The organism is bacterium (genome assembly GCA_024742285.1).
GTDB lineage: Bacteria > Myxococcota_A > UBA9160 > UBA9160 > UBA4427 > UBA4427.
The window spans coordinates 221,697-235,297 of the sequence record JANSYR010000003.1 but is presented as its reverse complement, the minus strand read 5'-3'; the positions used below and the strand labels follow the sequence as shown (position 1 = coordinate 235,297).

At 67.6% G+C, this 13,601-nt stretch carries 15 protein-coding genes; 8 read left to right on the top strand and 7 right to left on the bottom strand.

Features of this window, described 5'->3' with window-relative positions; genetic code table 11:
- Nucleotides 1-32 precede the first annotated feature (32 nt).
- The 5 genes from NXI30_07555 to NXI30_07535 are packed head-to-tail and all read left to right on the top strand — an operon-like array spanning nucleotide 33 to nucleotide 3,644.
- Nucleotides 33-812 carry a TetR/AcrR family transcriptional regulator gene (locus tag NXI30_07555; GenBank protein ID MCR9094056.1) on the top strand — a complete coding sequence of 260 codons (780 nt, stop codon included), beginning with the start codon at nucleotides 33-35 and terminating at the stop codon, nucleotides 810-812.
- Nucleotides 809-1,390 carry a 2-oxoacid:acceptor oxidoreductase family protein gene (locus NXI30_07550; protein MCR9094055.1) on the top strand — a complete coding sequence of 194 codons (582 nt, stop codon included), beginning with the start codon at nucleotides 809-811 and terminating at the stop codon, nucleotides 1,388-1,390. Before NXI30_07555 ends, NXI30_07550 begins: the two co-directional genes overlap by 4 nt.
- Nucleotides 1,387-1,635 (top strand): 4Fe-4S dicluster domain-containing protein, encoded by a 249-nt coding sequence (locus NXI30_07545; protein ID MCR9094054.1) that lies wholly within the window; start codon nucleotides 1,387-1,389, stop codon nucleotides 1,633-1,635. Before NXI30_07550 ends, NXI30_07545 begins: the two co-directional genes overlap by 4 nt.
- A 31-nt stretch (nucleotides 1,636-1,666) precedes the next feature.
- Nucleotides 1,667-2,773 (top strand): hypothetical protein, encoded by a 1,107-nt coding sequence (locus NXI30_07540; GenBank protein MCR9094053.1) that lies wholly within the window; start codon nucleotides 1,667-1,669, stop codon nucleotides 2,771-2,773.
- 55 nt (nucleotides 2,774-2,828) lie between these two features.
- Nucleotides 2,829-3,644: a thiamine pyrophosphate-dependent enzyme gene (locus NXI30_07535; protein ID MCR9094052.1), complete on the top strand. Its 816-nt coding sequence runs from the start codon at nucleotides 2,829-2,831 to the stop codon at nucleotides 3,642-3,644.
- Here the strand turns inward: NXI30_07535 and NXI30_07530 are convergent.
- From NXI30_07530 to NXI30_07520, 3 genes are read right to left on the bottom strand one after another with little or no spacing between them, the layout of a single operon-like run.
- The gene (locus NXI30_07530; GenBank protein ID MCR9094051.1) at nucleotides 3,641-5,191 is read right to left on the bottom strand and encodes a hypothetical protein; all 1,551 of its coding nucleotides are present in this window, start codon (nucleotides 5,189-5,191) and stop codon (nucleotides 3,641-3,643) included. The genes NXI30_07535 and NXI30_07530 overlap by 4 nt on opposite strands.
- 34 nt (nucleotides 5,192-5,225) lie before the next feature.
- Nucleotides 5,226-5,864 carry an HAD family phosphatase gene (locus NXI30_07525; GenBank protein ID MCR9094050.1) on the bottom strand — a complete coding sequence of 213 codons (639 nt, stop codon included), beginning with the start codon at nucleotides 5,862-5,864 and terminating at the stop codon, nucleotides 5,226-5,228.
- A 5-nt stretch (nucleotides 5,865-5,869) separates the two neighbouring features.
- Complete coding sequence (locus NXI30_07520; protein MCR9094049.1) at nucleotides 5,870-6,592, bottom strand: nitroreductase family protein; 723 nt, start codon at nucleotides 6,590-6,592, stop codon at nucleotides 5,870-5,872.
- A 162-nt stretch (nucleotides 6,593-6,754) separates the two neighbouring features.
- Here NXI30_07520 and NXI30_07515 point away from each other — a divergent pair, with 162 nt between their 5' ends.
- Nucleotides 6,755-8,269, top strand: coding sequence for a hypothetical protein (locus tag NXI30_07515; protein ID MCR9094048.1), 1,515 nt, complete (start codon nucleotides 6,755-6,757; stop codon nucleotides 8,267-8,269).
- Nucleotides 8,270-8,284: 15 nt separating this feature from the next.
- Here the strand turns inward: NXI30_07515 and NXI30_07510 are convergent, their stop codons facing one another.
- Both NXI30_07510 and NXI30_07505 read right to left on the bottom strand, forming a co-directional pair.
- A complete protein-coding gene (locus NXI30_07510) occupies nucleotides 8,285-8,722 on the bottom strand; it encodes a VOC family protein (protein ID MCR9094047.1) in 438 nt (145 codons plus the stop codon).
- Nucleotides 8,723-8,763: 41 nt separating this feature from the next.
- The gene (locus NXI30_07505) at nucleotides 8,764-9,087 is read right to left on the bottom strand and encodes a metalloregulator ArsR/SmtB family transcription factor (GenBank protein MCR9094046.1); all 324 of its coding nucleotides are present in this window, start codon (nucleotides 9,085-9,087) and stop codon (nucleotides 8,764-8,766) included.
- A gap of 211 nt (nucleotides 9,088-9,298) precedes the next feature.
- On the opposite strand from NXI30_07505, the gene NXI30_07500 reads away from it, so the two are divergent.
- Complete coding sequence (locus NXI30_07500; GenBank protein MCR9094045.1) at nucleotides 9,299-9,949, top strand: hypothetical protein; 651 nt, start codon at nucleotides 9,299-9,301, stop codon at nucleotides 9,947-9,949.
- Nucleotides 9,950-11,076: 1,127 nt separating this feature from the next.
- On the top strand, nucleotides 11,077-11,955 hold the full coding sequence (locus tag NXI30_07495; protein ID MCR9094044.1) for a prolyl oligopeptidase family serine peptidase: 879 nt from the start codon (nucleotides 11,077-11,079) through the stop codon (nucleotides 11,953-11,955).
- 6 nt (nucleotides 11,956-11,961) lie between these two features.
- Here NXI30_07495 and NXI30_07490 read toward each other — a convergent pair whose 3' ends face one another.
- Both NXI30_07490 and NXI30_07485 read right to left on the bottom strand, forming a co-directional pair.
- Nucleotides 11,962-12,888, bottom strand: coding sequence for an MBL fold metallo-hydrolase (locus NXI30_07490; GenBank protein MCR9094043.1), 927 nt, complete (start codon nucleotides 12,886-12,888; stop codon nucleotides 11,962-11,964).
- 50 nt (nucleotides 12,889-12,938) lie between these two features.
- Entirely contained in the window at nucleotides 12,939-13,586 is a 648-nt protein-coding gene (locus NXI30_07485) for a hypothetical protein (protein MCR9094042.1), read from the bottom strand.
- Nucleotides 13,587-13,601: the final 15 nt, after the last annotated feature.

The following is a 13,601-nucleotide window of genomic DNA, read 5'->3' as shown; positions in this document are numbered from 1 at the left end:
CGTGGGCTCGAACCGAGAATACCATTCTCGGAATGGAGAACAACGTTCCTAAGGCCTTCACAGGCATTTCAACCCTGCTTTGCGCCCCCGCGTCCGAGCCTGGCCCCCTTTCCGGATCGGGCCCGGGGACCGGCGCCGTAGGGAGCGCCGTCGACCGCAGCCTCGCCCGCCGGCGGGCCGCGGCGGAGGACGAGGTCGAGCGACTGGTCTCCGCCGCCTTCCGCGTGATCGAGCGGACCGGCCACCTCGAACCCAAGGTCTCCGACATCCTGCGCGAGGCGGGGCTCTCGAATCAGGCCTTCTACCGTCACTTCCGGGGGAAGCACGAGCTGCTGGTCACCGTCCTCGACGACGGGATCCGCGGGCTCGCCCGCTACCTCGAACAGCGCATGGCCGGCGTCGACGATCCGGTCGAAGCCGCCCGCGAGTGGATCCGGGGCATGGCCGCCCAGGCCCTCGATCCGAGCAGCGCCCGCGCCTCGCGCCCCTTCGCCCTCTCCCGCGGCCGACTCGCCGAGTCCTTTCCGACGGAGGTCGCCGGTTCCGAACGGCTCGTCGCTGCGCCGCTCCTGGCGGCCCTCGAGCGCGGTCGCACGAACGGGCGCATGCCGGAGGTCGATCCCGACACCGAGAGCGAGGCGCTCTACCACCTCATGATGGGCTGGGTCGAAGCCCGGCTGATCGAGGGGCGCCGCCCCGCCGACGCCGAGGTCGAAGCCCTCGAAGCCCTGGCCCTCGCGGGCCTCACCCGCGGCGCGACGCGCGCATTCGGAGGCACGAGCGTGATTCAGGAAGGAGAAGAGAGCCAGTGACGATCGAACGTGAAGTGCTCTGGACCGGGATCGGTGGGCAGGGCGTCCAGCTCGCTGCGAAGATCCTCGCCCTCGCGGCCACCGCGGAGGACCGCGAGGTCATGTCCCTCGGCACGTATGGCGGGACGATGCGCGGTGGGAACACCGACGCGACCCTCGTGATCGCCGACGGCCCGATCACCGCGCCGCCCATGGTCTCGCATGCCTGGTCGGCGGTCATCGCCCACCCGCGCTTCGCCGACCCGATCCTGCCGAAGCTGCGCGCCGACGGCGCCGTCTTCGTCGATGGCGACCTGCTCGAAGGCCCGCTCCCCGACACGAAGGCTTCGGTCGTCGCGATCTCCGCGACGAAGCTCGCCCGCGAAGTCGACGCTCCGAAGGCGGCGGCGCTCGTTCTGCTAGGCGCGTTCGCGCAGGCGACCGGGCTCGTCGGCCCCGCGGCGCTGGAGACCGGTCTCTCCCAATCGCTCCCCCCGTATCGCCATCAGTTTCTCGAAGCGAACCAGCGCGCGCTCGCCGCAGGTCGCGAAGCCGTCTCGCCGGGCACCGTGCCCGCGTGGCAGGAGGCCGCAGCATGAGCGCTCCGACGAGCGAGACCCGATCCACTCGCGGACCGCGAGGCACCGTGGTGCTCGACGCCGAGCGATGCAAGGGCTGTGAGCTCTGCATCCCGGCCTGTCCGCCCGAAGTCCTGCGTATGTCCTCCGTCCGCAACAGCTCCGGCTACCTGCTGCCCGAGCTCCTCGAAGGCTGCACGGGTTGCGGAGCCTGCTTGATGGTCTGCCCCGATTTCTGCTTCGACGTCTACCGCTTCGACGCGTAGGGAGCCCCAAAGTGTCCACGACGAGAGGACGATGAACGTGTCCACGACCGAACGACGACTGATGGAAGGCTCCGAGGCAATCGCCGAAGCCGCGATCGCGGCGGGCTGCCGATTCTTCTCGGGCTACCCGATGACCCCCTTCACCGAAGTGCTCGAGTGCTTCGCGAAGCGCCTGCCGGACGAAGGTGGCGCCTGCATCAACGCCGAGAGCGAGATCGAGGCGATCGGCCAGGCCTGGGGTGCGGCGGCGACCGGCGCGCGCGCCGCGACCGGCTCGACGGGCCAGGGCCTCTCGCTCATGCAGGAGTCGATGTCGGAGATCACGCGGGCGGAGATCCCGATCGTGATCTTCAACATGGCCCGCGGACAGGGCGACTACTTCCAGGCCACTCGCGGCGGCGGACACGGCGACTACCGCCACATCGTCCTCGCCCCCCAGAGCGTCGGCGAAGCCGTCGAGCTCACCCAGCTCGCCTTCCACCTGGCCGACAAGTGGCGCCACCCGGTCGTGATCTACGGCGACTACCTGATCGCGCACACCGCCGAGGCCGTGGCGACCCCGAAGATCGACTTCGGATCGCTCCCCGCGAAGGACTGGGCCGTGGACGGATCCCTCGGTGGCTCGGGCCGTTCGCGGAACGTGAACCCGATCGGCATGGAGAAGGGCTCGAAGGGCATCGACCCGAACGGCTTCTGGCAGAATCTCGCCGACAAGGAAGACGAGATCCTCGAAGCGGAGCAACGCTACGAAGCGATCGACACAGACGACGCCGATCTGCTGATCGTCGCCTTCGGAACCCTCGCTCGGTTCGCCCACGCGGCGATGCGCGACCTCCGGGCCGAAGGGATCAAGGTCGGGCTCTTCCGTCCGATCAGCCTGTGGCCCTTCCCGAAGGAGGCCCTCGTGAAGGCCGCCGAAGGCTGCTCGAAGGTCGCCGTGCTCGAACAGAACGCGGGCCAGATGATCGAAGACGTGCAGCTCTCGCTGCTCGGCTCCGTTCCAGTGGTCCCGATCGGCGGCATCTCGACGGACGGGGCCGGCTTCGGGATCGGGGCGCTGCTCGACAGCGACCTGATCGCCGGACGGGCCCGTGACGCCCACGCGGGACGTCCCGTTCCGCGCGGGGTCGTCGCCTGATCCGCCGGCTCCCTCCACTCCGTTTCTTTCACTCCGTCCTTCGAGGAGTCCTCCGATGACCGACCCCAACGACCCGCTTCGCGTGATCCCGACCGACGCACCGCCCGTCGGTGCCTGCCGCCAGACCGGCACCTCGCTCCCGCCGCTCACCCTGATGGGCGAGCACGACCTCTGCCCCGGCTGCGGCGAGCCTCTCGCCCTTCGCCAGATCCTCGACGCGATCGACGAGATGGGTATGAGCCAGCGTGCGATCGGGACGATCGGGATCGGCTGCTACACGGCGCTCACGAGCCTGATGGACATCGACCTGATCCAGGCGCTCCACGGTCGCGCCCCTTCCGTCGCGACGGGCGCGAAACGCATGCTGCCGGAGAACCTGGTCTTCACGCTCCAGGGCGACGGCGACATGGTCAACGAGGGCCTGCAGGAGGTGATCCACACCGCCGCCCGCGGCGAGAACGTCACCTGCATCCTGCTCAACAACGGCGTCTTCGGCGAGACCGGCGGCCACATGACCGCGACCACCGTCCTCGGACAGCGCACCAAGAACTCGATCGAGGGACGCGACGCCGGCGAGCACGGCTATCCGATCCTGATCGGTGATCTGCTCGCCCGGCTCCAGGGCACCGCCTATTGCGCGCGCGCGTCGGTCCACGACGCGAAGGGCGTCCACCGGACCCGACGCTTCCTGGACCGCGCGTTCGAGTCCCAGATGAAGGGCCAGGGCTTCTCGTTCGTCGAGATCCTGACCATGTGCCCGACGGGATGGTTCCTGCCCACGGCGGAAGGCCCCGACTATCTCGACCAGGAGCTCGGCGCCGTCCACGAAGTCGGCGAGCTCAAGAAGGACGGTGTCCTGATCGAGGCCTAGTACTCGGCCTTCGGTTCGACGTAGTCGACGCCGAGCGACGACGCGAGTTGGCGCTGCTGCTCGAGTATGCCCTCGAGGATCTCGTCGGCCGTCTGGGGCGACGTCACGTGACCGAGCCCCAGCCAACCGTGGATCGCACGAATCGCCTCGAGTCGCTGCCCCGAGAGCAGCAGCAGCTGAGCACGTGTCTGTTTCACGGCGTCCGAAGAGGGAAGCAGCTCGAAGGCCCGATCGATCGCTGGGAGGGCGCATGAAAGGTCCTCCCCCGGAAGACCGTAGGTCTGAGCGAGAACCGTCCAGGCTTCGGGGTTCCGCTCGTTCGCGTCGAGCAGCGCACGAAACGACTCGCGCGCCTCTCCGAGGAGTTTCCGCCTCTCGTCTTCGTCGGGCGTGTCGTACGCCCGCGACAACAGGTACTCGCCCCAGTCGAGACGCACCATCGGGTCATCGCCCGCGAGCTCGAGCGCTCGCCTGAAGCTCGACTCGGCCTGATCCCACTCCTTCGCGACCTTGTACCCGTCGCCGAGCATCGCATGCGCCCGCGCACTCGACGGTGACGCCTCGACCGCCCGGCTCGCCCGCTCGCGAACGCAGTCCCAGTCGCCGTGCCTCAGGCATACGCGAGCGAGCGCGAGCGACACCTCTCCGGGCGCCAGGTCGCGGACCCGCGGCGGCTCGCGATCGTAGGCCAGCCTGTCGACGTCCATCCCGACGAGCTGCAAGCCAGATCCGTACCGCCCGTTCGCCGTGTTCCGGAGACTTTCGTTCAGGCTGTCCACGTCCTCGCCGAAACCGCGCTCGAAGGCTTCGACCGACTCGACTCCCCGCCCGAGGAGCGCCGTATACCGATTGAGGCCATCGATCATCTTCTGATCGGACTGACGATCGAGGTTCAGGTAGTGGACCAGGAGCCAGGCCTGGGCGTAGAACATTCCGACGTCGCTGCGCCGGAGCCCGGAAAGATCCGAAGTCTCGATCAACGTCCTCGCGTCGAGCCAGAGACCGCGCTGGAGCCAGTCGGCTCGAAGCCTGGGCACGCCCCCGACCACCATCTTTCCGTCCGAGACTCTCGCCGTACTCAGGAACTCGGCGAAGCCCTCGTTGTACCAGAGCGGAACGCGCGCCTCCGCGCCGTTCGCCACCACGTAGTGGACGTACTCGTGGCGTACGACATCGGTCGCGCTGAGCCGAGTCCCGGATTCCGCGAGCAGAACCAGATTGCTCCGCAGTCCGGGCATGAAGACGCCCGCCACGTTCCTCGATCGCGTGAACTTCGCGAGCTGCGAACGCGACGCGAACGCCACGATCTCGGTCGGAATCGGCGACTCGTAGTCGCGGAGATTCGTCGTCACCGTGACGAGCGCGTGGAACTGTTCGAGCGAGACGACGAGCTTCTTCACCTCGTCGAGATCGAGATTCGAGACGACCGTGAATCGATCGCTCGAGACCTCGTACCACGGCTGTTCTCGGAGGGGTGTCGCGCAGGCGAGCACCAGCAGGAGAGCCATGCTCGTGCACAGCAAGGGAATCGGCGATCGCCGGATCATTCGGTCAGTCCTCGGGCTGTGGACGCGCCGTGACCTAACGCGTCAATCGCTCGATCTCCTCGAGCGCCGGATGATAGTCGTCCTTCATCAGGACGCCGCGGAAGCCGAGGGCCTCCGCCGCCTCGACGTTGGCCTCGAAGTCGTCGACGAAGATCGCTCGGTTCGGGTCGACCCCGCCGAGCGTCACGAGGGCGTGCTCGAAGATCCGGGGATCCGGCTTGCGGATCCCGATCTCGCTCGAGTCGACGATCGCGTGACAGATCTCGTCGATCGGAACCGACTTCGTCCAGTTCTCGCGGAACTCCCGGGCGTTGTTCGTCACGATCGCGGTCTGGAAGCCGCGGGTCTTGAGTGTCGTCGCCATCGCGATGACCTCGGCCCGCATGCCGCCGCCGACCTCACCCATCCGGGTGAAGAGCTCGATCGGATCCGCCTCCATGCCCTCGGCCCGCGCGAGGGACATGATCTCCTCCCGCGCGCCCATGAAGTCGAGTTCCCCCCGCTCGAGGCGGTGCCACGGATGGTCACCGTCCACGTCGTAGGGGCCGAAGACCGCGGCAAAGAAGCGGTCGGGGTCGTATCCCTTCTCGCGCCCGAGGGTCGTGACCGTCGTGAAGGGCGACGGCGAGAAGACTCCGCCGAAATCCCACATGACCGCGTCGAATTCCGCCATGCGGCTCAGTCCATCTGGAAGAGCGGCTCGGGAATCTCGAATCCGAGGTCCCCGTCCCACGAGTTCCGGAACGACACCTCGTGGACCGGGATCCGCGGCGCGACGCCCCAGCGCCCGGTCGGGTAGCCGAAGCTCACGCAGGCCGCGAAGTGCCAGGTGTCGTCGGGGACCCCGAGGATCTTCTTCATCTCTTCGAGCTGGAAGAAGAAGACGCTCGTGACCGCCGAGCCCACACCCTCGGTCCGCGCCGCCAGGCAGGCGTTCCAGATCGCAGGCCAGATCGAGCCGCCGCTGTTGTCGAACTGGCAGAAGCCGAAGAGGAAGAGCGGGTAGCTCTCGAAATTCTCCGCGAGATGGCTCGCCGACCGGACCATCTTCATGGTCGAGATACTCTCGGGGTCGTCCGGATTGGCCTCCGCTGCGTCGATCCGATCCTTGTAGATCGAGCCCCAGAGCGTGTCCATGCAGCCGCGGTAGACCGGACCGAGCTGGCCCTTCACCTCGGGATCGTCGACCAGGAGGAAGCGCCAGCCCTGGGAGTTGCCGCCGCTCGGCGCGCGGATCGCCGCGTCGAGGATCTTCTTCTGGACTTCGTCGGGGATCGGGTCCGGCTTCACGCGGCGCATCGCGCGCGTGGTGTAGAGGGCTTCCATCGCGTCCATGAATCGACTCCCATCGTTCTCGTGTTCTGTGACGTCGCCGAACTCACCCGGGGCGCGACGATTCATGCGTGCACCTACGACCGGTGGCGAGACGCGAGCCCGATTGACGCCCGCGACGACCGGGGCCACGATAACAGCCCCGCCGCCCGGCGGGCCACCGGCCGCGTGGACCCACGACAGCCCCCGGAACGCCCGATCGCTCCCCATCGTGGCGACGAGGAGAATCCCTTGACGTTCGGACTCCCGGCACGCCGCTCCTGGCGGGCCCTGATGCTGACTCCCTTCCTCGCGTCCGGCTGCGCACTCTTCGGGACGAGCGAGCCCGAGAGCGAGGCGCCGGCCAGGGTCACGGTCTCCGCCGAGTCGGCGGTCGCTCCCGTCGCGCTCGGGCGCGGCTGGGTCGATTTCGTACAGGGACTCGAGGACGCGCGGACGGCGATCGAAGATCCGACCTTCTTTCCACCCGAGCCGACGGACCGCAACCTCGCCGAGGGCTACCGGTACCTCCTCGGTCACCTCGCGCGGATCATCGAGGCGCAGACCCAACGCGATCCCGACTTCCCCTACTTCCAGCGCTCGGTCCGAATGCTCTCGAAATGGACGATCGACAATCCCGACACGATGTACCTCTCGGCGACGATCGATGCCGAGGGCGTGTACCGCGTCCGGGGACGCGCTCTCGATTCGCGGGCCTGGCGGACCGGCGAGCGGGGAGGAGACGGGGCCCGTGCGCCGCGAGTGGTGATCTTCCAGACCTCGACGGCGGTGATCGGCCAGACCGGGCAGCTCGAAGAGATGACCGCGTGTCGGAACCAGACCCTCGATTCCCTCGATCAGTTCGATCTCGAGCTCGACGACGAGGGACGCTTCGAGATCGTCGTCGCCGCCCGCCGCCCCCACGACTACGAGGGGCACTTCCTCGCCAGCCGTGCGGAGGTCCCCTGCCCGTCGGTCTTCGGAACGACGACCTACCGGATGCGCAACGCGACCCAGCTCAACGTGCGCGAGATCTTCTCGGACTGGAACGACGAGGTCCCGCTCGAGCTCGAGATCGTCCGGATGGACATGCGCGGGATGCCCCGACCGCCACGTTCGAGCGCCGAGATGGGCCTCCACCTCGGGCAGATCGGCCGACTCGTCGCGAACCAGGTGGCGTTCTGGAATCGACTCCACGAGCTCGGACTCGAGGTGAACGGTGACCGCAACGGCGACGGCCGTCAGGCGCTCCCGTCGAACGACCTGAACCCGCCGTCCCCGCCCTTCATCGCCGGTGGGACCGCCGGCGCCGGTCAGCTCTACGCCGCCGGAACCCTCGAGATCGGCAACGACGAGGCCCTGGTCGTTCGCGTCGAGTCGCCCGTCGAGCCCCACTACGTCGGGTTCCAGCTGAGCAATCTCTGGGGCGAGTCCCCGGACCAGGCGAACTACGTGAGCAGTCAGACGGGCAGCCAGAACCCGATCGCCTCCGACGGCGCGCGCTACTACGTGATCTCCAAGCGGGATCCGGGCACGCCGGGCTGGCTCGCCACGACGGGCCTCGAGAAGGCGACGATGTCGATGCGCTTCCTCTTCGACGAGCTGCCGCCCCGGGACCAGATGCCGACGCTCAAGACCGTCGTGACACCGATCGAGGGCGTGCGGGACCTCCTGCCCGCGGACACGCCCGTCGTGAGCACGGCAGATCGTCGACGCGAGGTCGACGTCCGCCAGCGTCACATCCAACGGCGGTGGCGGCAGTACTGAGCTGGAAGCGCGGGTCTAGCAGCAGGCTTCGATCCGCGGCTTCGGCGTCTCCTCGGTCTCCACGACGCCGGTCGCGTCCTCGCCGAAGGTCTCGCTGTCCTCGAGGACGCGATACCACTCCCAGCGCAGGCCCTGGGGCTCGACCGCCCAGACCTTGTCCTGCTTCGCATAGCAGCAGGTCGCTTCGTCTTCGACGAGATCGGCGAGTCCGGCGGCCTTGAGACGCTCCGTCGCCGCGGTCACGTCCTCGGCCTCGAAGACCTCGACCCCCAGGTGGTTGAGACGCTCTGGAGCGTCCTTCACCTCGAAGAGCACCAGCTTGAGCGGCGGGTTGGCGATCGCGAAGTTCGCGTAGCCCGGCTTGCGCTTCGCGGGCTCCGCATCGAAGAGCTTCGAGTAGAACTCGACCGCCTGGTCGATGTCGTTCACGTTGAGTGCGAGCTGCAGTCTCATGTTCGTTCCTTTCGAGCGGCGTCCTGGACGCCGACGGGCGTTCAGTGATCGAGATCCGTCGCGAGCTCGGCGTCACACGGCGAGTCGCGGCAACAGTTGTCTCCGAGGAAGCCGACCATGTCCTGGATGACGGCGAAATCCGGCGCGTACCGGATCGACCTTCCCTCACGCGCCGAGTGGACGAGGCGCGCATTTCGCAGCTCCTTCAGGTGGAAGGAGAGCGTCGCGGGGGACGCCCCGAGCTCGCTCGCCAGCTGGCCCGCGGGCATTCCGGCGGGCCCCGCCTGGACGAGGCGCAGGAACACGTCGAGCCGGGTCTCCTGAGCGAGGGCTGCGAGGGCGCTGAGAACGTCTTGCTTTTCCATATTTTTATATCTATCGAAATATCGAAAGAAAAGTCAAGCGGAATCGGCTGTCGGGGCCCTGAGGGCCAGGAGACGGTCGTTCTCTCGCCCTCGACCCGATCGGCCCGACCAGGCGCCGCCCCCGCCGCGAGGCCCTCGTCGGGATTCGCGATCAGCCGGGGCGCTTAACTCGGTTCAATGGCCAGCCTCTTCGACCGCCTATGATCGACGTATGCGCAGCGTTCTCTTCCGCCGGTGGCTCTCTCTGTCGGGTGCACTGGCGCTTCTCTCGATCGCGAGCTGCGCCGGAACCTCCGCGAGCACGCTCCGAGTCGCGCTGCGCCCGATCGAGACGGAGCATGCACTCGGACCCGGCCAGGGTTTCGTGCTCCTCGACATGCAGCTGAGCCACGACGTCCCGCGTCTCTGGGTCGCGCCGACGAGCGACTCCGGCCGGAAGTTCAGCATCGAAGATCTTCCGCAAGGAAACTCTCTCAAGCTGATCGCGGTCGAAGCGGGCGACTACCGCTTCCGCCGGGTCGAGATCATGGGGTACCCGCGTCGGGGAAAGATGGTCCCCTTCGAGGTCGACCTGAACGACGAGAACCCGTTCCTCGAATTCACCGTGCACGAAGGGGAGGTCAACTACCCCGGCCGACTGATCGTGTTTCGCGACGGTTTCCGGCTCATGAGCTTCACCATGAACCGGAGCGGACAGATCGCCGAGAAGCTTCTCGACGAAGCCGATTGGCTCCTCCTCGAACATCCGGCGAGCTACACGGGGAGGCGACGCGACAACTTCCTGAACTACTACTCGACGCGGCTCAAGCGTCTCCGGGCCGAGGCATCCGCGGAGTCAGGAGGCGACGATGCGAAGCCCTGAGCCTCGCCGGGCACGAAGCGCGCTCCTTCGACTCCTTCTCGTGCTCGTTCTCATGACGACGGTCGTCCCCGCGACGGCCAGCGAGGTGAAGGTCCTCGCCTCGGTGAGCGAACTCTTCTCCGACCCCTATCACTTTCTCGCGCGGGTGAGCCCGAACGGGAAACGCGTGGCCGTCTATCGACGCGAACGCAAGGGGCCTCGAGCCGCGGTCGTCGATCTCGAAAGCGGCGACGACCGGATCGTCTGGGAGTTCGCTCCGTGCGCCCATCTGGACTCCTGCATCCTCAGCCATCTCGAGTGGTCCGATGAAGACACGCTCCTCCTCGGCTGGGATGCGAACTCGAAGATCGCGACGGCGAGGCGCACCTTCTACGGCCTGGTCGCGTTCAGCGGGGGCGACGATCCCCTCGCGTTCGAGAGGATCGACGTCAATACGACGGGCCGGGTCGTCGATGCGCTCACGCAGGTGAAGGGCGAGCTGCTCTTCCAACCCTTCGAGCGTGGTCGCGCCGTCTATCGCGTCCCCTACGCGGACCTCGAAGTGACGAACAAGGTTTGGCGGCGTTGGACGAGGCCCGAATCCGAGGAGCGGCGAGAACCCGTCGCGTCATTCGACGAAGACGTGATCAGCTGGCTCTCGGACGGGCGCGGCGAAATCCGCGGCGCCATCACGATCGGCAACGATCCACTCGTACTGCGGATCCGGTACCGGAATCGAGGCGAGACCAGTTGGCGAATCGCGCGAACGGTGACCGACGAGGAGAAGATCTACGAGCTCGACCTGGTACCCATGGGCTTCACGAGCGAGGGAGACGCGATGCTCGTGGCCACCAAACCGGACGACGACCGCTACGGCCTCTACGCGTACGACCCGGAGAACGACGAGGTGGGTCGCATCGTCTACGAGCATCCGACGGCCGATCTCATCTCGGTCCTCTATGACGGTTCCGGTAGCGGAATCCTCGGCGTGACCTTCATCGAAGAGGGCGAGATCCGGCAGGACTACTTCGAGACGAACGACGGACTCCTACGAGACGCGCTCGACCGCGCCTTCCCCGGTCGGAGGCCGATGGTCACGGGTCGCTCACTCGACGGGCGAGTGGTCTCCGTCCAGGTATCGCCGCCCGGTGATCCGGGGGGGGTTCTACGTGCTGGATATCGAGAGCGGCGATGTCGAGGAGATCGGACGGATCCGCCCCTGGCTCGACAACAACATCCTCGCGCAGAGCCGGAGCTTCCGGGTGGCATCGACGGACGGAATCGAGGTAACGGCCTTCCTCACCCTCCCTCCGAGAATGAAGGGGACACCCCCGCTCGTCGTCATGCCTCATGGCGGACCGATCGGCGTGGCGGATCAGCTGACCTACAACACCGACGTCCAGTACCTAGCGAGGATGGGCTACGCGATCTTGCGCGTAAACTACCGCGGTTCCGGTGGACGAGGCACCCGCTTCGAGAAAGCCGGGAATCGTCAATGGGGTCGCGGAATCGAGGACGACATCGAAGCCGCCATCGACCAGGTCGTGTCGAGCGGGTTGGTCGACGGCGATCGGATCTGTACCCACGGTGCCAGCTACGGCGGATACTCGGCGCTCATGCTCGTCGTGCGCCGGCCCGAGGCGTACCGGTGCGCCAGCTCGCTCATGGGTGTCTCTGACATCGCGCTGATGTTCAACAACGACGACGTCTTCCTGGGCGAACGGTTGGTCGAGGGGATGAAAGAGCGCGTCGGAAATCCCGACGAAGACTACGTCGAGCAGGTCGAGTACTCCCCCGCATACAACGCCGAGAAGATCCGGATCCCGGTCCTGCTGGCGCACGGCCGATGGGATCGCCGCGTCGACTGGGACCATCTCGTCCGAATGAAGATCGCGCTCGAGCTCGAAGGCACGCCTGTCCGAACGATCGAGCTGGCTCGGACCGGACACGGCTTCGCGCGAAGCCAGGATCGGATCAGGTACTTCAAGGCGCTCCGGGAGTTCCTCCTGGAGCACATCGGCCGCTAGCCCCGATCACCGGACCGGCAGGGCAATCCCCGCTTCGGCCATCCCCTCGAGGTCGTGGGACACGACGACGAAGGTGTCCGCCTCGGCGTGTCGGGAGGCGAGCCATCGCCGGAGCACGTCGAGCCGTCCGGTGTTCTCGGGCACCATCAGGTAGCTGTAGACGAACCCCTTGCCTTCGTTGGCGAGCAGACGTGGGCGCTCGTTGGTGATGTCGCCTGCGAAGTACACGATCCGGTTCGGCAGGCGCGCGACGAAGACCGTGCTGCCGGGGGTGTGCCCGCCCGCGGTGAACGCGGCGAGTCCCGGGAGCCCCGGAACCGGGTGGAGCGCGCTCTCCGCGCTCGAGGGCGCGAGACGCACGGGCTCGAGGCAGGTCGCGTCGTCCAGTCGCGCCCGCCCGGGATCCGTCGTGTAGTTGCCGCGCTCCGCCTGATCCGGTACCCAGGCCATCGGGAGCGGCGCGCCGTCCCGGGCGAGGCAGAGCTCGGCGGCGCCATCCGTGTGATCGTGATGGAGATGGCTGAATCCGACGCCTGCGACCCGCTCGGCCGAGGGACCGAGCTGGGCCCCCGCCGAACCGAATACCTGGATCGGACCCGCGTCCATCGCCACCTCCAGGGCCGCGCCGAATTCGAGCATGCCATCCGCCGTCATTCCGACATCGATCAGGAACTCGCGTCCGTCGGGCCAGCCGAGCAGGAAGCTCCCGGTCGTCGACGAGAGACCGTCGCTCCGTCGCTGGCGGCCGCTCTCGAGCCAGGTGATCGAGACCGGTCCCGGCTCGGAGGCCGCGAACGCGGCGCGCTCCGCCTCGCTCGGAAGCGGCACTTCGAGGCCGCGCAGCTCGAGATGGGCTTCGAGCAGGAACGCCACGCCGACGAAGAAAGGGACGCCCACGATCAGCGCGAATCCGATGCCCAACCGCTTCCACATGCTTCTGCTCCTCCGCCCGCGGATCTACGCGCGCGGGACCAGCGGAATCGCTACTGAGATCCCGTCGGCGGCGAGACCCAGCTTTCCACCAGCGCCCGCGCCGTGGCGAGCTCCGTCGTGAACGACGTCGGGTCCACGTCGCGCTCGGGTCCGTACACGATCACCCACTCTCCGGCTCCCTCCAGGCGGAGACCCGCTAGAGTCGTGAGCGCCTCGCGCGCCGCTTCGGGAAAGAGCCGCCGGAGCGCCTCCTTGTCCTCGCCGTGGAGGGCGTATCGATCGAGCCATCGATCCGGAGACGTGAACGCGACCTCGTCTCCCGCGGCCCGCGCGTCCTCACGCGTGATCGCCGCCTTCTCCGCGAGCAGAAACCCCGGCATCGCCGCTCCGGGCCGACGGAGCGCCACCACCGTCTGCGTCCCGCGGTTGCGGTCCTTCAGGCGGTCGTCCTGCCAGACCCAGTCGAAGACCATCGCCTCGGGGTTCGCGAGCACCCTCGGAAAGAAGTTCCGTGTCCGCCGCGCGACCGAGGGTATCGCGCGAATCGCCGCCGCCGCGTCTTCCGGCAGATCGTCCGAGAACTGCATCCCGAGCCCGGGACCCGCTGCCGCGAAGTCCTTGGCGCGGTCGGCGCGGTTGCACGCGACGAATACGAGGATCCCCAGGACGAGCGCTGCGACGAGTGAGACCTCCAACATCCGCCTCGCCCCCGC